This is a genomic window from Chloracidobacterium sp. (assembly GCA_016711345.1).
Classification (GTDB): domain Bacteria; phylum Acidobacteriota; class Blastocatellia; order Pyrinomonadales; family Pyrinomonadaceae; genus OLB17.
This window is the reverse complement of the sequence record JADJTD010000001.1, coordinates 476567-493933: the sequence shown is the minus strand read 5'-3', so window position 1 is coordinate 493933 and position 17367 is coordinate 476567. Positions and strand designations below refer to the sequence as shown.

Sequence of the window (17367 nt, the reverse complement as noted above, 5' to 3'; positions counted from 1 at the left end):
TAAGACTTATAGGACGTATTTCTTGTTATGGAAATTTTAGAAATTCGCACACTTCGCGGGCCGAATTATTGGAGCGGCTATTGGAAGAAGCTCATTATCATGCGCCTCGACATAGGTGATTATGAAAAGAAGCCGACCGCTAAGATCAAGGGTTTTTACGAACGCATGGTCGATGTTCTGCCTTCGTTGACGGTGCATGGATGCAGTTATCAGGAAGAAGGCGGTTTTCTGCGCCGTGTCAAAGAAAGCACTTGGGCCGGGCATGTTATCGAGCATTTCGCGTTAGAGATGCAAACGCTTGCGGGAATGGAAACGGGTTATGGACGAACTCGTGAGACGAGCGAAAAAGGAATTTACAATGTAGTTTTCAGCTATGTTGAAGAAGAAGTCGGACGCTTTGCCGGGCGGGCGGCGGTGCAGCTGTGGCTTGATCTAGCCGAAGGCCGCGATTTAAATGAGATCAAAGCCGAGCTTGCCGAAAATATTCAGAAAATGCGCGAGATCCGCGAAGACGTGCGTTTTGGCCCGTCAACGGGATCGCTTGTCGAGGAAGCTGTTAATCGCGACATTCCATATATTCGTCTGAACGATCAGTCACTCGTTCAGCTTGGGTACGGCATTCATCAAAAGCGGATACAGGCAACGACGACGGTCAATACAAATATGATCTCGGTCGATATTGCGGGAAATAAGCATGCGACCAAAAAACTGCTCGGCGACATGGGCGTTCCGGTGCCGAAAGGATACCGAATTCGCGAGATAGACGAGCTTGAAAGTGCGGTCGAAAGCGTCGGTTACCCGGTCGTGATAAAACCGCTTGACGGAAATCACGGTAAAGGAGCGACGGTCGGAATAAAAACGATCGATGATGCAAGGATCGCTTTTGAAAAAGCAAAAGAATATTCGCGCTATATCATTGTCGAAAAGCAGCTTATTGGTGCTGATTTTCGCGCACTTGTTGTAAATAATCGATTGATCGCAGTGGCCGAGCGCGTTCCGGCGCATATAAAAGGTGACGGGAAAAGTTCAATCCAAAAACTGATCGACAAAACTAACGAAGACCCGCGACGCGGCTATGGCCATGAAAAGGTTTTGACGCAAATCGATATCGACAACCAGACGATGCGTTGTATCTCGAAAGCCGGACACACGCTCAAAAGCGTGCTGAAAAAAGGCGAGATATTGCATCTAAAGACGACCGCAAATATCTCGACGGGCGGCACGGCGATCGATTGCACTGACGAGGTACATCCTGAGAATGTATTTTTGTTCGAGCGGATCGCGAAGATAATCGGGCTGGATGTTGCGGGCGTGGATATTATTGCTCCGAATGTCAGCGAACCGCTTAGCGAAAATGGCGGCGGTATTATCGAGGTGAACGCGGCGCCCGGCTTTCGAATGCATCTTGCCCCGAGCGAAGGCATCGGCCGCAACGTTGCGGAGCATGTCATCGATATGCTTTATCCTCCTGGCACGCCGGCACGCATACCGATCTTTGCCGTTACAGGCACGAACGGCAAAACGACAACAACCCGTCTTATTGCGCACATCTTAAAAAATGCGGGCCGTACAGTTGGCTTTACGACGACGGACGGCACGTATATTGGTAATCAGCAGATCGTCGCTGGCGACAACACCGGACCTGTTTCGGCGCAGCTTGTGCTGAAAGATCCTACAGTGGATATTGCGGTTCTCGAAACCGCTCGCGGCGGCATCATTCGTTCGGGACTTGGTTTTGATCATTGCGACATAGGCGTCGTGATGAATATCGCTGCCGACCATCTTGGCCTAAAGGACGTGAACACGCTCGAAGATCTTGCTCGTGTGAAGTCTGTCGTGCCGCGTGCCGTTTCGCCAAAGGGCTACACTGTACTCAACGCCGAAGACGAGCTTGTTTACAAAATGCGCGACCTGACCGAAGGCCAAGTCGTGTGTTTTTCGTTGAACGAGAATAACAAGAACATAAAATGGCGTGCCGAGCGAGGCCGCATCTCTTGCGTGTATGAGAACGGCTATATCACCATCCTAAAAGGCAAATGGAAGGTTCGCATCGAAAAGGTGACCAACGTTCCGATCACATACGGTGGACGTGCCGAGTTTATGGTGCAAAATGTGCTGGCGGCGACGCTTGCGTGTTTTGTTCACGGCGTTTCGCTTGAGGACCTTCGAGTCGGGTTGACGACCTTTAACTCCGGCACCGCACAGACGCCTGGACGTTTGAACTTTGTCGAGATCGGCGATGTGACGGTCTTGATGGATTACGCTCATAACCCTGCCGGATTAAGAGGGTTGGCTAAGTTTATCGCAACCTTGCCAAACAAATACCGCACTTGCGTCATCAACGGAACGGGCGACCGGCGAGATGAGGACATCATCGAATTTGGCCAGGTCGCGGGCGAGACGTTTGACCGCATCGTGATCCGTCGCGGGCATTACCTGCGCGGGCGCGACGAACAGCAGACATACGCCTTGCTAAAGAAAGGCATCGCAAAAAGTAAGAAAGAGCCTGCGGTCCGCATCATACCCGAAAGCCGCGACGCCATCCACCACGCCATCAAATACGGACGCAAGACAGAACTCGTCGTCACCCTCGCCGACCGCGTGCCGGATGATATTAAGTATGTGCAGGAGTTTAGGGATTTGGTTAACCAAGCGAAGTAGGAAGAGTTTTTTTAGCAATGAATGCGAAAGACAAGCAAAAGGAATTCATTTCTAATTACCTCAAAGCAGCCCTGAAAGAGAATGGATATCGAACGTCAGGAAATACGTGGTGGCGAGAAAGTAGAGATTTTTTCTTCGTGATAAATTTACAAAATTCCCAATGGAACTCTAGAAACAGGTTAAGCTTTTGCCTAAATATTGGACCCGCTTTAACATCAACACTTAGCGATCCCAAAAAGCGAAAGGCCTCATATTTTGATATCACAGTTCATCATCGTGAAGACTCATTCCTTTCCGAGGCTCGTCGAAAACAACCATTTCATCAAGGTTGGTTGGGTTATTTGATAACCGATTCAACCGAGTTAGATAGGTTCACCAAAGAGTTTTCCGTTGATCTGGAAAATGAAATTCTTCCAAATTTGCACCGCTTAGAGTCTTTGGAAGATTGGATGAATTTTGTTAAAGATGTGCCCTTTTGGCATGAGCACCTTACGCGGATGATCAAAGAATTTCCATCACTGTAAGTCAATTAGTGATATATCTCAACTGAGAAATTTCTAGATGAGATGACAAATCCCCTATACATGCCTTCTGAATTGAACGGCATTGTTACGTTGCCTTGAGTATCGACTGCGATCAGGCCGCCTTCGCCTTTGATTTGGGTTAAGCGGTCGATCGTTTCTTGGGCGGCGTCTTCAAGATTCAAACCTTTATATTTCATCCGAGCGGCGACATCGAAAGCGGTAGAGCCGAGCATGAAGTATTCGCCGTGGCCGGTGCATGAGACGGCACACGTTTCGTCTGCATAGGTTCCGGCCCCGATCATTGGAGTATCGCCGACGCGGCCAAATTTTTTGTTGGTCATGCCGCCAGTTGAAGTTGCGGCTGCCAGGTTTCCATTCTTATCACACGCCACTGCACCGACTGTGCCAAGTGGTTTGCCTGTTACACCACCCGCTACCGCAGGCGGTTCTGACACGGCGTGATCCAGTTGAATACGTCCTGCGGCGAGGGCTTCTTGTAGCTGCAGCCAGCGGTGTTCGGTGAAGAAATATTCGTCTGGTTCCATCGCCACGCCGATCTGCTCGGCGAATTGATTGGCACCTTCGCCCGAGAGCAAAATGTGTTCGGTCTTCTCCATTACAAGGCGAGCGAGATGGACAGGATTCTTAACATTTTTTACCGCAGCGACAGCACCGGCTCTTAAAGCCTTGCCGTCCATTATCGACGCGTCCATTTCCTGAGTGCCTTCGTGCGTAAAGACCGAACCGCGTCCGGCATTGAACAGCGGAAAATCTTCCAGCGAGCAAACCGCCGCTTCAACAGCATCGAGCGAACTGCCGCCACGCTTGAGAATTTCCCAGCCTGTCTTCAACGCATCTTCGAGACCGTTGCGATATTCCGCTTCGAGCGCAGGTGTCAACTGTGATTTAAGGATTGTGCCTGCTCCGCCGTGAATCGCAAGTGTTGGTTTCATAAGAAGAATTTACCACAGAGAACACAGAGACCACGGAGACATAAAAATATTTTCTCAGTGATCTCAGTGCACTCTGTGTTCTCTGTGGTTAAATTTTTATCTTTCGGAGTCTGAGTGCATTAAGAATCACTGACACAGAACTGAATGTCATCGCGGCGCTGGCGATCATTGGCGAAAGCAAAATGCCGACAAACGGAAATAACACTCCTGCCGCGATCGGAACGCCGACGATATTGTAAATAAATGCAAAAAACAAATTCTGCCGGATGTTTTTCATCGTCGCGCGGCTCAGGTTTCTCGCTTTCAGGATGCCGTCGAGATCGGGTTTTAGCAGCGTGATATCTGCGGACTCGATGGCAACGTCAGTGCCGCTGGCAAAAGCAATTCCAACATCTGCTTGAGCCAATGCAGGAGCGTCGTTCACGCCGTCACCTGCCATCGCAACGATCTTGCCTTGCGATTGCAACTCTATGATCTTTGCCGCTTTGTCCTGTGGCATCACTTCTGAGAAAACCTGATCGATACCGACCTCACGTCCGATTGCCTCCGCAGTCGAGCGATCATCGCCCGTCATCATTATGATTTGAATACCTTGTTGTTTCAGGTTCTTGATAGCTTCTGATGCCGATGCCTTGAGTGCGTCAGCGACTTTAAAGATCGCGGCGGAACGTCCGTCTATCGTCACTTCGAGATTGGCTCGCCCAGCCGGCAACCGAACGCTATCAGCAAAGACAGGCCTGCCGACGAAGATCTTTCTTCCATTTATATAGCCGCTGACTCCGACACCCGTTTCCGATCTGAAATCCATAACATCCAGAAGTTCCAGATTTCGGACAAATGCCTCTGCGACCACCGCCGATGCGAGCGGATGTTCACTGTGGCGTTCTACCGACGCTGCAAGTTGAACGATCTCGTTCTCTGACTCGGCGTCCTCGCCAAGTTGGAGCGTTGGAGCACTGATCTTTATTTGGGTGATCGCCGGCTTGCCTTCGGTAAGCGTGCCGGTTTTGTCGATGACGAGCGTATCGACCTTTTCCAATGTTTCTAGTGCCTCGGCCTTTTTTATAAGGACACCGTTTTTCGCGCCATGGCCGGTGCCGACCATTATGGACATTGGCGTTGCGAGGCCGAGTGCGCATGGGCAGGCAATTATCAAAACAGATACTGCTGCGACGATTGCCGAAGCGAAACTGCCGACGATGAGCCAAATGATAAATGCGATGATCGCTACGATGAAAACCGCCGGAACAAAATATGACGAGACAATATCGGCGAGCCGCTGAATCGGCGCTCGGCTGCGTTGGGCTTCGCCGACCATTTTTACTATCTGGGCAAGCAAAGTTTCGCTGCCGACTTTTTCTGCCTGCATCGTAAACGAACGATTACCGTTGATCGTGCCGCCGATGACTTTGCTTCCGGCCGATTTTTCGACCGGCATCGATTCGCCGGTGACCATTGATTCATCAATGGACGTTTCGCCCTCAACGATCTCGCCATCGGTTGGAACTTTTTCATTGGCTTTGACGCGAAGCATCTGGCCGACGTGAACGTGTTTTAGATCGATGACCTCGTCGCCGCCGTCTTCACGAATTACGGTCGCCGTTTCCGGAGCAAGGCGGAGCAGTTCCTTTATTGCCGAAGATGTTTGCGAACGAGCGCTCAATTCCAAAACCTGCCCGAGCAAAACCAATGTAGTGATAACTGCGGCTGATTCAAAATATCCGGGAACAAGTCCGGAATGCATATCACGCATCGACGCCGGAAATATATGCGGCAGAAACATTGCCGCCAGACTTAATAAATATGCAGCGCTCGTTCCGATGGCGATTAGCGTGAACATATTCGGGCTGGCGTTTTTGATAGATGCGACAGCTCTTTGGAAAAAAGGGAATCCGCCCCAGAGAACAACGGGCGTAGCAAGAACGAATTGTATCCAGAGCGAGTTACTTGGCGAGACAAGCGAATGGAATGATGAAAACATCTCACCCATCGCCAAAACAAAAATTGGCAGCGTCAAGATCGCGGTAATCGCGAAACGTCGCTTCATATCGAGAAATTCCGGGTCAGGCCCGTCATCGAGCGAAATTTCTTTTGGTTCCAAAGCCATTCCGCAGATCGGACAGCTTCCTGGACCGATTTGGATGATCTCTGGATGCATCGGACAGGTGTATTCCACGTCAGAACCACCTGCGGTAGCGGGTGGTTGAAATCTGTCCGGCGTAAAACCACCGGCTACCGCAGGTGGTTCTGACAAAAATCTCTGTGGATCGGCGGCAAATTTCTCTCGGCAGCCGGTCATGCAGAAGTAGTATTTTTCGCCGTTGTGATCGTAAGTCGCCGCAGCACTCTCGGGCAGGACGAACATTTTACAAACGGGATCAACGTGCGGTTCGGGAGTCGGTGGTTCGTCGCGTTTTCGTCCAAGGGAAACTAACGGTTGCTGCATAAAATCATTTTATCGCACAGTCTCGATTTTTCTGGTAAAAAGCTCCGAATAGTAGTATGTTTAACTTGGTAAAACTATGTTGTTTTGCCGCCTTAACCGAAAAGGCAATTGCCGTTAAAGGGCAAGCGCAAAGCCGAGAATCTTAAAAACGGGATCGTCCGGCTGCCGAAGTGAGGTCTAATGCAGAAAAAACTATTCATTTTCGTGGGCATGTTTGCCGCTCTGGCGATCAATTCGTTTGCCCAAACCAATAATTTTCAAACTACAGCCTCGACCAATCTTGGCCGTCCGCGAATTGTTCAGCCCAAGTCTTCGGGTGTCGAATCGTCGGTGATCGTCAATACCGTTTCACTCGAACGGACTGCGTTTGACTTGCTCAATCAAAAACGAGTAGCAAATGGCCTGCAGCCGCTCTCGTGGAACGACCAACTTGCATCAGTCGCTCGTATGCATTCGCAGAACATGGCTAAATTCAAGTTTTTCAGCCATCGAGGGCTCGATAATAAAATGGTCAGCGACCGTGCCGATGCCGAAGGGCTAACAAAATGGCGTGCGATCGGCGAGAACATTGCATTTAATCGCGGTTATCAAGATCCGATAGGCCGGGCAGTAGAGCTTTGGCTCGATTCTGCATCGCATCGACGAAATCTCCTCGACAGCAACTGGAAAGAAACCGCAGTCGGCATTGCCGTTACGGCAGACGGTGAATATTACCTTACACAAGTTTTTCTTACAAAATAAGAGCAATCACACTTGTAATTTAGTTCTGTGCGATGGCGACAGGGTTACTACCCTCGAACAACTAGCCGAAATTTACGTACTACTCGGGAAGTCGCGGTGCTTTTAAGAAAGTGACGTCAAAATAGAAATAGTTGGTATTCCAATTTGCCTCGAATTGCGCTACGTTGAGTCGGGATCGTTAAGTTCAACGATTGTTGCTGTTTGAAAACTAAGGGAAGCTGCGTGAAACAGCGGATGGCAGGTTACAAGCCAAAAAAACTCTTGGGACAACGGAACGACGTATATGATTTGTCCGGTCGTTGACCGCTCATTCCGAATGACGTCAATCAGCATAAGCCGATTATTTATAATAAGTTGCGGATTTTGTCTTACGTTGAATTATTTTTTTGCAATATTCGCCGGACAAGCCAAATTTGACCCTGTAACCATAATAAGCACAGTGAGTTACGTTGTCCGGTCGCTGTACCGGACAAGACCGGACAAGCAGAACAAATTATGCCGGGACGGTAGTACAAAATCATAAGTGGGTGTCTGAAAAATCGAAACAGCGGCGATGATGGTTTATCCTAAAAACAATGCTGCCCGCATTTACATTACCGTCGTTTGCCAAGATCAATTGGACGCTTCGCATCCTAGGAAAACGCGAAGATAGTTTTCATGAGCTTTTCACGGTTTTCCAGACGGTTTCGCTGCATGACTCTTTGACGTTTGAGATGAGCAATGGATTGACGTTGACATCCAATCTCAAATATCTTCCGACCGATGAGCGAAATCTGGTGATCAAAGCGGCGAAAGCATTGCAGCAACGTTTCGATATTAAAAAGGGAGCCGCGATTCATCTCGAAAAACGAATCCCGACTCCGGGCGGACTCGGCGGCGGATCATCAAATGCGGCCGTCGCCTTGATCGGCCTGAAGAGGCTTTGGCAGATCGACTGCAATTGTAATGACCTGCAAGAAATAGCGTCAGAACTCGGTTCGGACACCCCTTTCTTCTTGCACGGCGGAACGGCGATAGGCACGGGGCGAGGCGAAATAATCGAGCCGATTAGTGATGTGCACGGCGAATTTATGCTTATTGCTACGCCGAAAGTGCGAGTCTCTACGCGCGTAGCCTTTAGCAAGATCGAGGCTGAGACCTTGACAAATGAGGCGGCAGAACATAATCTCTCAGTTTGCCGTTTGGAAGCTGAATCATTTGATTTAAGGCATTCGGCATTGAAAAATGATTTTGAAAAGAGCGTATTCAGCGCTTTTCCTGAGATCGAGCGAGTTAAAACGACTCTGCTTGACCTTGGAGCAGTAAATGCCGCAATGAGCGGCAGCGGAGCGAGCGTCTTCGCAATATTTGACAAAGAAGAGACATGGCAAACTGCTAAAAAAGCCCTTGACCGCGAGGTCAACTGGCGAAAGTTTGCCGTATCAACCGTGTCGCGTTCATCGTATCGCGAAGCCATGCAATTGCAAGGTAGTTAGGTTGTTTCCGAGTCGTTTCTTTAATTCGCATTGGGGCGTAGCCAAGTGGTAAGGCACCGGTCTTTGGATCCGGCATTCGTAGGTTCGAGTCCTCCCGCCCCAGCCAATTATGAATCGAACGGACAGCCTCAGCGGGTTGTCCGTTTTCTATTTTGTTCGACAAACTTTAGTTTGTCGCGTTGGGCTATCAACACACTGAAGTTTGTTGAACACTTATGAGCGTCACTGGCAAGATCAAGGTATTTTCGGGCAATGCACACCCTGCGTTGGCCGAGGAAATATGTGGCTACCTGGACTGCGAACTTGGAAAGGCCAGTACAGATCGGTTTTCGGACGACGAGTTCAACTTCCAGATCGGCGAGAATGTACGCGGCCATGACGTATTTATCGTTCAGCCGACTTGTCCGCCGACAGACCGGCACTTGATGGAACTGTTGATAATGATCGACACCTTTGTCCGGGCATCGGCCGAACGCGTAACTGCTGTGATCCCATATTTTGGGTATGCCCGTGCGGACAAGAAAGACCGTCCGCGTGTGCCGATCACGGCAAAACTGGTTGCCAATCTGATCACGACGGCGGGAGCCGAGAGGGTTTTGACAATAGATCTGCATGCATCGCAGATACAAGGGTTTTTTGACATTCCGGTGGATCACCTTTACGCCGCTCCGATAGTGGTCGAGTATTTTAAGGCGAATCCGATCGAGAATCTGATCGTAGTTGCTCCTGACACGGGCGGTGCGGAACGTGCCCGTGCATATGCAAAACGATTGAAGGCCGGCCTCGCTCTTTGCGACAAGCGAAGAGAACGTGCGAACGAAGCCGATGTAATGAATATCGTTGGTGACGTTCGGGGCAAGAATTGTTTGATAATCGACGACATGTGCGATACCGGCGGCACGATCTGCAAGGTTGCTGAGGCTCTGCACAAAGCCGGTGCTAATGAGGTTATTGCGTGCTTCACGCATGGTGTGCTTTCAGGGAAAGCGGTTGAGAATATTACCGGTTCGTATTTGAAAAAGGTTATTGTGACCAACACGATACCGATCCGCGACAACGGAATGCCGCTTGTCGAAGGCGGAAAGATAGAGGTTCTAAGCGTCGCAAAGCTGTTGGCTTCTGCGATCAAATCGATACACGATGAAACGAGTGTATCGTCTTTATTTATATAGAGTTTCGGAAAGAAGATTTCAGATTTGAAATTAGGATTTGAGAGAAAAGTTATGGCTGAAAAAATTGTTGTAAAAGCTGAAAAGCGTGAAACGCGTGGCAAGGGCCATGCCCGTCGTCTGCGTGTCGATGGCAAGATACCTGTCGTTGTCTATGGCGGAGGTTCGGAGAGCATGTCTGCTACTGTTTCGCTAAAAGATCTCGCCGCGATCATTCGCACCGAAACTAGTGTCAATACAGTGTTTGCACTTGATGTCGCGGGCGAAGGCATTCATGACGTTATTTTTCAAGACCGTCAGATCGACGCGGTCAAAGGGCGTCTCATCCATGCCGATCTTCGCAGATTTGCAAAGGGCGAGAAGATCGAAATGACAGTTCCGATCCGTTTGACTGGCCACGCTGTGGGGCTTCAAGACGTTGGTGCCGTTCTCACTCAGGCAATGCGTGAGATCAAGGTGCTCTGCGAACCGGCCAATACGCCGGATTCGATAGACGTGGATGTGACAAATCTCGAGGCAGGGCAATCTCTGCACGTTTCCGATCTTGTTGTCGGTGCGGGAATTGAGATCGCTCTGGCACCGGAAACTGTTGTCGCTTCGGTCGTTACGGTTGAGGAAGCAGTTCTTGAGCCACAGATAGAGGAAGGTGCTCAGCCTGAGGTTGCCGGCGAAAAGCCTGAAGCAGCACCTGAAGGCGGCGAAGATACGTAATAAAGTTTCGAGTTCCAACTTTTGTTGGTTTAATTTTGAAAAATGCCAACTGAAGTTGGAACTCAGAACTGGTTGATCGTCGGGCTTGGTAATCCAGGCCCGGAATATGCGAAGACGCGGCACAATCTAGGATTTATGCTCGTCGATCTGCTCGCATCGCAAATGCAGACGCAGATCAAGCGTGAAGAGTGCAGATCGCTGATTGGCCGAGGCATTATTGACAATCAAGTGATCGAACTGGCCAAGCCGCAGACGTACATGAATTTGAGCGGCGAAGCGGTCAGTTGCCTGATCGCGAAAGAGGAAAGATCGATCGAGAGATTGATAGTAATTTCGGATGATCTTGCTTTGCCTTTTGGCTCGATCAGAATTCGGCCAAAAGGAACGCACGGCGGACAGAATGGCCTGAGATCGATCATAGAACGTTTAAGTACGCAGGATTTTATAAGGCTGAGAATCGGAATTCAGCCGGAGCATCAAATAGGTGATGCAGCGAGGTTTGTTTTGGAGAAATTCGCAAAAGGCGATTCTGAAACACTTGAAAAAATATTGGATAGATCTGCCGACGCTGTGCGTTCCATCGTTTCTGATGGTGTCGAGGCGGCAATGGCAAGATTTAATTGATGAAATAGCGAGCGCGAGGGAGCATTTATGGCAAACAGAACATATGAAGTAATGTATATCGTCAATCCGGAAACGGATGCCGAGAAGATCGAAAAATTGAACGACGCCGTCGGAAAATTGATCGAGAAGGAAGGCGGCGAAGTCGTTCGCATGGACGACATCGGCATGAAAACCCTTGCTTACCCGATCGAAAAGAAGAAAGAAGGGCATTATGTGCTCTTTGAGATCAACGGTACCGGCCAGGAGATCGCTGAGCTTGAGCGACGCATGCGTGTCAACGACATGGTCATGCGTTACATCACGGTCCGCGTGGACGAAGACCGCAAGAAGGCGGACAAGATCCGCACGAAGCGTGAAGCTCGTGCTGAAAAACGTGCAAGATTCCGTCAGTCGTCAGAAGAAACAACAGAGGCGACCGCTGAGGCGTAAATAGTTCACCAGGAGAAAATTATGGCAGAAGATGAATTGGAAATAATGGATGACAGAGGCGGTTTCGGCGTTGGTGAAGACGTCATTGGTGACCGCCCGCGAAGATTTCAACGCCGCCGGGCTCGCAATGTGGTGCCGGATTACGTCGATTGGAAGGATGTCGATCTGCTGAGGCAGTTCATTCCAGAACGCGGCAAGATCATGCCGCGCCGAATTTCGGGCATCACAGCTAAAGACCAGCGCCGCATAGCTAAGGCGATCAAACGTGCCCGCTCAATGGCAATCCTGCCGTTTGTAGCAGACTAGGAGAATTTATCATGGCGAATACAACAATTTTATTACGCGAAGAGATCGATAATCTTGGCGGACGCGGAGATCTGGTAAAGGTAAGGGCGGGTTATGCTCGCAACTATCTGTTGCCGCAAGGTTTAGCGACTCTCGCTACTAAGGGCAATATTAAACAGATCGAACAGGAACGTGCCGCGCTTCTGAAAAGAGCTGCTGCCGATAAGGCAACCGCCGAAGCACAGCGCGATCAGATGGCGAGCATTACGCTTGAATTCGAACGTAAGGCCGGCGATCATGGAACGCTCTTTGGTTCGGTCACTTCGATGGACATTGCCGAAGGGCTTCAGGCCAAAGGCTATGAGATCGACCGCCGCAAGATCATTCTCAAAGACGCGATCAAGGAAACCGGCGAATTCACGGTCAACGTTAAGCTTTACCGCGACGTTCTGCTGTCTTTGCCAGTCACTGTGACTGCTGAGGGCGGCGAAATGCCTGAGAAGCCAGTCAAAGAGAAAAAGGCGAAAAAGGAAGACGCGCCTGAAGAAGCAAAGGCCGAGGTTCCGGCGGAGGAAACGTCTCCTGCAGTCGAAGAGTCTTCGACGGAAACGGAAGAGCCTACGACGGCGGAATAATTTAAACCACGAAATTTCACTAAAGAGAACACGAAAAAGTTTTGTGTGATTTAGTGATTTTTAGTGGTTAATTCTTTTTTGCATTTCGTAAATATCCACTTTATTTAGACTTACCAACTTTCGATCACGGCCTTTAGACAAGGCCGTTTTTTGTGGCTAAAATTAGCTTCACTCACAATAGTTTCTCAGCAAATGGCAAGCGTATTTCCCGACAATCGACGAGAGCAATATCTCGAAAAACCTCTGCCATCGAGCGAGGAAAGCGAGCGCGTGATCCTCGGTGCGATTTTGCTCGATAATGCTGTTATTGCCGAGGCTGTTGAGCATTTAAAGCCCGAAGATTTCTACTCGCCGCTCAATCGCCGTGTTTTTGCGGCAATGATCGCTCTGTTTGAAAAGCAGCGACAGATCGATCCGATCCTGATCGGCGAAGAGCTAAAGAAAGAAGGCTCGTTCGAGTCTATCGGCGGCATAACGACGATCACCAATCTGACATTCGGCCTGCCGCATTTTTCAAAGATCGAGGAATACGTCAAAGTCGTCCGCGACAAATCGGTTGTCCGCAATCTGATCCGCACATGCAATGCGATCACCGGCGAGGCACTTGCCGAAGAGGACGATGCCGAGGTGATACTCGATAAGGCGGAGCAAAGGATCTTCGAGATCGCTGAGGCTCGAACAAAGCAGAGCTTTTCGCGGATCGCTCCTGTCGCTGACCGCGTTCTCGCTCGTGTAAAAGAGCGTGCTGCCGGTGAAAGCACTGGAATCACAGGCCTTTCGACGGGTTTTCGCGAAGTTGACGAAATGACGTCAGGGTTGCAGCGGACAGATCTGATCATTGTTGCCGGACGACCGTCGATGGGCAAAACTGCACTTTGTCTAACCGTCGCTCAAAACGCTGCACTTCATTCCAAAGCGGTCGTTGCTTTGTTCTCGCTTGAAATGTCGAAAGAGCAGCTTGTAACTCGTATGCTCTCGAGCGAAGCTCACATTAACGCTCATCGTTTCCGTACGGGCCATTTGATGACCAACGAATGGGAGCGGCTTGCAAATGCGATAGGCACGCTCGCGGACACGAGAATATTTATCGACGACACGCCCGGCATTTCGGCACTCGAGATCCGTGCAAAAGCTCGTCGTCTTGCTGCGGAACAAAAACAGCTTGATCTGATCGTCATCGACTACCTGCAATTGATGGGCAGCGCCGGCGCACGGCGAAGCGAGAACCGTCAGCAGGAAGTGTCGCAGATCTCACGCGAATTAAAGGCACTCGCAAAAGAACTTGATGTGCCTGTGCTGGCATTGTCGCAGCTTTCGCGTGCTCCTGAGGCTCGTAATCCGCCGAAGCCCTTGATGTCCGACCTTCGCGAATCTGGCAGTATCGAGCAGGACGCCGATGTCGTCGCATTCATCTATCGCGAAGACTATTACAAGGAAACCGAAGAAAACAAAGGCCTCGCCGAACTGATAATTTCCAAGCAAAGAAACGGGCCGACCGGTACAGTTAAACTCGCGTTTTTGAGAGAATTTACGAGATTTGAAAACTATTTTGGCGGCTAACGGTTCGGATCAACAAACTTCAGTTTGTTGATCCGGATCGCCAAACTGAAGTTTGACGAACATCGTGAAGCTGACGAAAAAACTAGAAAAAAGCAGTCAATAGGTATTTAACATAACTTCACAGCGGCCTTTATACGCGGAGTTTTTATAACTCGACTTGAAGTTTATGTCAGAATATCTCAATTATCCGATAACACCGACGCAAAACGGGATCTTCGTTGAATATCCCGATCATCCGTTGGTCATCACCACAGGAATTGAAGTTATGTCACCAGACCCGCGTTTTCCGATAGGCGAATTTGATATGGACTTTGGCGTTTCGCCGGAGCTGCGCGATGCACGCATTGCGACAATTGCCGATCTGCCAAGCCGTTTGCGTGATGCTGTCGAGGGACTTGATGACTCGCAGCTTGATACGCCATATCGAGACGGCGGATGGACGATCAGGCAAGTCGTTCACCACGTTGCTGACAGTCACGCCAATTCACTTATCAGATTTAAGCTCGCGTTGACAGAAGACGAGCCGCCAACGATCAGGCCATACTATGAAGACCGTTGGGCGATGCTCGCTGATGCAAAACTGCCTGTAGAAGTCTCTCTGAAGATGATCGACGCCATTCATGAACGCTGGACCGCATTGCTGCATTCAATGTCGTACAGCGACTATCAAAAAGAGTTCATTCACCCCGAAACAGGAGTTTGGACACTCGACGGAGCATTGGCTTTGTACGCCTGGCACTCCGAACATCACACCGCACATATTACATCGCTCAGAGATAGAATGGGCTGGTAAGCAAAGCAACTTCCAACTAAATTTTCAAATATCCAGATCTAAAGCGGGCTTTGCCCGCTTTTTTTTGTCCGGTTGTCCGGATTTGTCCGGAAGGGCGACCGGACAAGTTAACCTGCTGAAAATAAATCACTTACAACTGCAAAATGACCTTGTCCGGTAAATTTTGCAAAAAAACTCTTGACATTCAGAACTTGCATAGATAAGATGACGTATCATAACACAGCGTTGCAAGTATGCAATACATAGCCGCAAATGTCAAGCGGTTCATTCTAATTTTAGGAAAACTACTTATGCATGATTCCTTTTCAAAAGACGAAGGACAAAACATACGGCAGGCGAGTCGGATAAATGATTGTTTCGCAAATTCTAAAGATTTTGTACCGCCGGGAATGCTGTTTGGAGAGTTCTGGTGCGAGGGTGAGATGGCATTGCTTTTCGGAGCAACGGGCACGGGCAAGAGCATTCTTGCTCTTCAGATCGCTGATGCGGCGGCACGAGGTCGAGGCGTCGAGGCCTTCAACATGGAGGCAAAACGCCAGAAGGTACTGTACGTCGACCTGGCTCTTTCAAATGCGCAACTTCAAATGCGTTACACGCATGCGGCGAAGCATTATGAGTTTTCACGTAACCTGTATCGCGAACGGCCAGCATCGAACGACAAACTTTGCGCGTGGCTGCGTGAACGGATAAACGATAACGGTTACAAGTGATAATCATCGACGATATTAACGCGGTCAGCCAAAGCTGTGACGGTACGCGGCAGATACTTAAACTGATGCGTGAGCTTAAGCAGCTCAAGGATGAATTGGGAATTTCGGTTCTTGTTCTTGCAGGAGCGCGCGAGCCCGGCTGGAAAAGGTTTGTAAGCGAAGCCGATATGCGGCGCTCGCGAGTTCTGTGCGAAGTTGCGGACAGCGTGTTCGCACTCGGACGAAATCCGAGGCATCGGACAAGTTTTTATATGATACAAACGCGTTCGAGAAGCTCCGCAATTAGCTGGACCGTAGATAATGCACCGTATTACTCGATCAAACAATCGGAAGACGGGCTGCTAAAGCTCGCATTCGACGATAGGTTCGCTACCAAGATCGACGAAGAGGTCAGGCAGCTTATCTGCGACGTAAAACGGCGGCACTATGCCGGCGAAAAATTCCGTGCGATCGCCGAGAAACTCGGAATTTCGAAATGGAAGGCATGTGAACTGTTCAAAAAATGGCGTCCCGAATTAGACCCGACTGATGATAGCGACGATGATTTCGAATTTGACGACGATTACTTAAACGAGTACGAAGACGAAGAAGAGGATGATGAAGGAGAAGAGGATGATGAAGGAGAAGAGGATGGGAATATGACGATGGCAACGGCAACGGGGAATATCCAGCTCCGAATGATATGCCGGTAGGCGATGCGAATGAGGAATCGCCCGAAGTTCCGACAAAACCCGGCCATCACGAACGCCGGGCGGACTTGTCGGGTCTCAAGCGCACTTTCGACAGAGACGACCGCGAGATATTTGTCGAGAAAGAAGACGAGAACGGCAAGCCGATGGTCTGGTATATGTACGGCACGTCCGGGAATTTATCGCGATGGGAATTTGGCGTCTTCGGCACAGGCGGCCGACATGTTGACGGGCCTACATGTTTGTTTAATACTTCGTAGGCTGGAATGAACTTTGGGGCGGAACGGCGTAAAGAAGAATTTAAGATCTGAAATTTCAGATTTGAGAAGAAAGATACTTGAGGTTGGGAAATTTCAGATTTGAAATTTGAAATTGAAAATTCGGAATGCTCTAGCCGTTAGATTGTTGCTCGCGCTGGATTAGTTTTTCTAGCAGTTCTTGTCGGTGTCGTTCCATTGTTTGATCGAACTCCGCGAATTCCTTGTCCATTTCAATGCGTTTCTTTTCTTTGTTTGTAAAGAATTTTACGCCTTTGATATCCGTGTTTTTTAGGGATTCGAGCCAGCCGTGAAGCTGCTTTGAAATGTTGACCGCGTTTCCGGTCAAATTTGAAATTTCAGATTTGAAATTTGAGAATCGTTCAATACGCTCGCATAGACGAAGCATCGAGCGGCTTTCGCCGGCGGAGCCTCGGGCTATGTACAGGAAATTTATCAGTTCAGCGGTGGTGCCTCGTTCGAAGCCTTCGGCGATGTTGTTGGAGATCGAAAGTGCGGAGCGCTCTAATTGATTTTTAGTATCTCCGAGACCTCGAAAATCTGATTTGTTTGTGAATGCAAATACGTTTAGAGCAAATTCAATAGCGGTGTTCCAGACAGGCAACTCTTCGAAGGTTGAGTATTTCATGGCTTTGGATAATTTGAGATCTTAGATTTGAAATTTGAAATCTCAAATTTGAAATT

The 17367-nt window shown here is 49.4% G+C and carries 18 protein-coding genes, 1 tRNA gene and 1 riboswitch; of the genes, 16 read left to right on the top strand and 3 right to left on the bottom strand.

Annotation, left to right across the window (positions count from 1 at the left end; translation table 11 throughout):
- The first annotated feature begins 27 nt into the window (after nt 1–27).
- Nucleotides 28–2661: a cyanophycin synthetase gene (cphA, locus tag IPL32_02140; GenBank protein ID MBK8464606.1), complete on the top strand. Its 2634-nt coding sequence runs from the start codon at nt 28–30 to the stop codon at nt 2659–2661.
- Nucleotides 2662–2678: 17 nt separating this feature from the next.
- On the top strand, nt 2679–3185 hold the full coding sequence (locus tag IPL32_02135; protein MBK8464605.1) for a DUF4304 domain-containing protein: 507 nt from the start codon (nt 2679–2681) through the stop codon (nt 3183–3185).
- Nucleotides 3186–3190: 5 nt separating this feature from the next.
- On the opposite strand, the gene IPL32_02130 is transcribed toward IPL32_02135, so the two are convergent.
- Entirely contained in the window at nt 3191–4138 is a 948-nt protein-coding gene (locus tag IPL32_02130) for an isoaspartyl peptidase/L-asparaginase (GenBank protein ID MBK8464604.1), read from the bottom strand.
- A gap of 88 nt (nt 4139–4226) precedes the next feature.
- Nucleotides 4227–6584, bottom strand: coding sequence for a cadmium-translocating P-type ATPase (gene cadA / locus IPL32_02125; protein ID MBK8464603.1), 2358 nt, complete (start codon nt 6582–6584; stop codon nt 4227–4229).
- A 93-nt stretch (nt 6585–6677) separates the two neighbouring features.
- A riboswitch (cyclic di-GMP riboswitch) is annotated at nt 6678–6754 on the top strand.
- A 10-nt stretch (nt 6755–6764) separates the two neighbouring features.
- Here cadA and IPL32_02120 point away from each other — a divergent pair.
- From IPL32_02120 to IPL32_02055, 14 genes are all read left to right on the top strand, one after another.
- Nucleotides 6765–7325, top strand: coding sequence for a CAP domain-containing protein (locus IPL32_02120; GenBank protein MBK8464602.1), 561 nt, complete (start codon nt 6765–6767; stop codon nt 7323–7325).
- Nucleotides 7326–7900: 575 nt separating this feature from the next.
- On the top strand, nt 7901–8800 hold the full coding sequence (gene ispE / locus IPL32_02115; protein MBK8464601.1) for a 4-(cytidine 5'-diphospho)-2-C-methyl-D-erythritol kinase: 900 nt from the start codon (nt 7901–7903) through the stop codon (nt 8798–8800).
- A 31-nt stretch (nt 8801–8831) separates the two neighbouring features.
- Nucleotides 8832–8906, top strand: a tRNA-Gln gene (locus tag IPL32_02110).
- A 109-nt stretch (nt 8907–9015) separates the two neighbouring features.
- Nucleotides 9016–9972, top strand: coding sequence for a ribose-phosphate pyrophosphokinase (locus IPL32_02105; protein MBK8464600.1), 957 nt, complete (start codon nt 9016–9018; stop codon nt 9970–9972).
- A 51-nt stretch (nt 9973–10023) separates the two neighbouring features.
- The gene (locus IPL32_02100) at nt 10024–10680 is read left to right on the top strand and encodes a 50S ribosomal protein L25 (GenBank protein ID MBK8464599.1); all 657 of its coding nucleotides are present in this window, start codon (nt 10024–10026) and stop codon (nt 10678–10680) included.
- Between the two features lie 42 nt (nt 10681–10722).
- Nucleotides 10723–11304: an aminoacyl-tRNA hydrolase gene (locus tag IPL32_02095; protein ID MBK8464598.1), complete on the top strand. Its 582-nt coding sequence runs from the start codon at nt 10723–10725 to the stop codon at nt 11302–11304.
- Nucleotides 11305–11331: 27 nt separating this feature from the next.
- Nucleotides 11332–11733: a 30S ribosomal protein S6 gene (gene rpsF, locus IPL32_02090; GenBank protein MBK8464597.1), complete on the top strand. Its 402-nt coding sequence runs from the start codon at nt 11332–11334 to the stop codon at nt 11731–11733.
- Between the two features lie 45 nt (nt 11734–11778).
- Nucleotides 11779–12039 carry a 30S ribosomal protein S18 gene (locus IPL32_02085; GenBank protein ID MBK8464596.1) on the top strand — a complete coding sequence of 87 codons (261 nt, stop codon included), beginning with the start codon at nt 11779–11781 and terminating at the stop codon, nt 12037–12039.
- Nucleotides 12040–12050: 11 nt separating this feature from the next.
- Entirely contained in the window at nt 12051–12653 is a 603-nt protein-coding gene (locus IPL32_02080; protein MBK8464595.1) for a 50S ribosomal protein L9, read from the top strand.
- 192 nt (nt 12654–12845) lie between these two features.
- Nucleotides 12846–14213: a replicative DNA helicase gene (gene dnaB, locus IPL32_02075; GenBank protein MBK8464594.1), complete on the top strand. Its 1368-nt coding sequence runs from the start codon at nt 12846–12848 to the stop codon at nt 14211–14213.
- A gap of 265 nt (nt 14214–14478) precedes the next feature.
- Entirely contained in the window at nt 14479–15006 is a 528-nt protein-coding gene (bstA, locus tag IPL32_02070) for a bacillithiol transferase BstA (protein ID MBK8464593.1), read from the top strand.
- 290 nt (nt 15007–15296) lie between these two features.
- The gene (locus IPL32_02065; protein MBK8464592.1) at nt 15297–15716 is read left to right on the top strand and encodes an AAA family ATPase; all 420 of its coding nucleotides are present in this window, start codon (nt 15297–15299) and stop codon (nt 15714–15716) included.
- Nucleotides 15713–16408 (top strand): hypothetical protein, encoded by a 696-nt coding sequence (locus IPL32_02060; GenBank protein MBK8464591.1) that lies wholly within the window; start codon nt 15713–15715, stop codon nt 16406–16408. The genes IPL32_02065 and IPL32_02060 overlap by 4 nt, the downstream gene beginning before the upstream one ends.
- Complete coding sequence (locus IPL32_02055) at nt 16399–16665, top strand: hypothetical protein (protein MBK8464590.1); 267 nt, start codon at nt 16399–16401, stop codon at nt 16663–16665. Before IPL32_02060 ends, IPL32_02055 begins: the two co-directional genes overlap by 10 nt.
- Before the next feature lie 130 nt (nt 16666–16795).
- Here IPL32_02055 and IPL32_02050 read toward each other — a convergent pair whose 3' ends face one another.
- Nucleotides 16796–17311 (bottom strand): four helix bundle protein, encoded by a 516-nt coding sequence (locus IPL32_02050; GenBank protein MBK8464589.1) that lies wholly within the window; start codon nt 17309–17311, stop codon nt 16796–16798.
- Nucleotides 17312–17367: the final 56 nt, after the last annotated feature.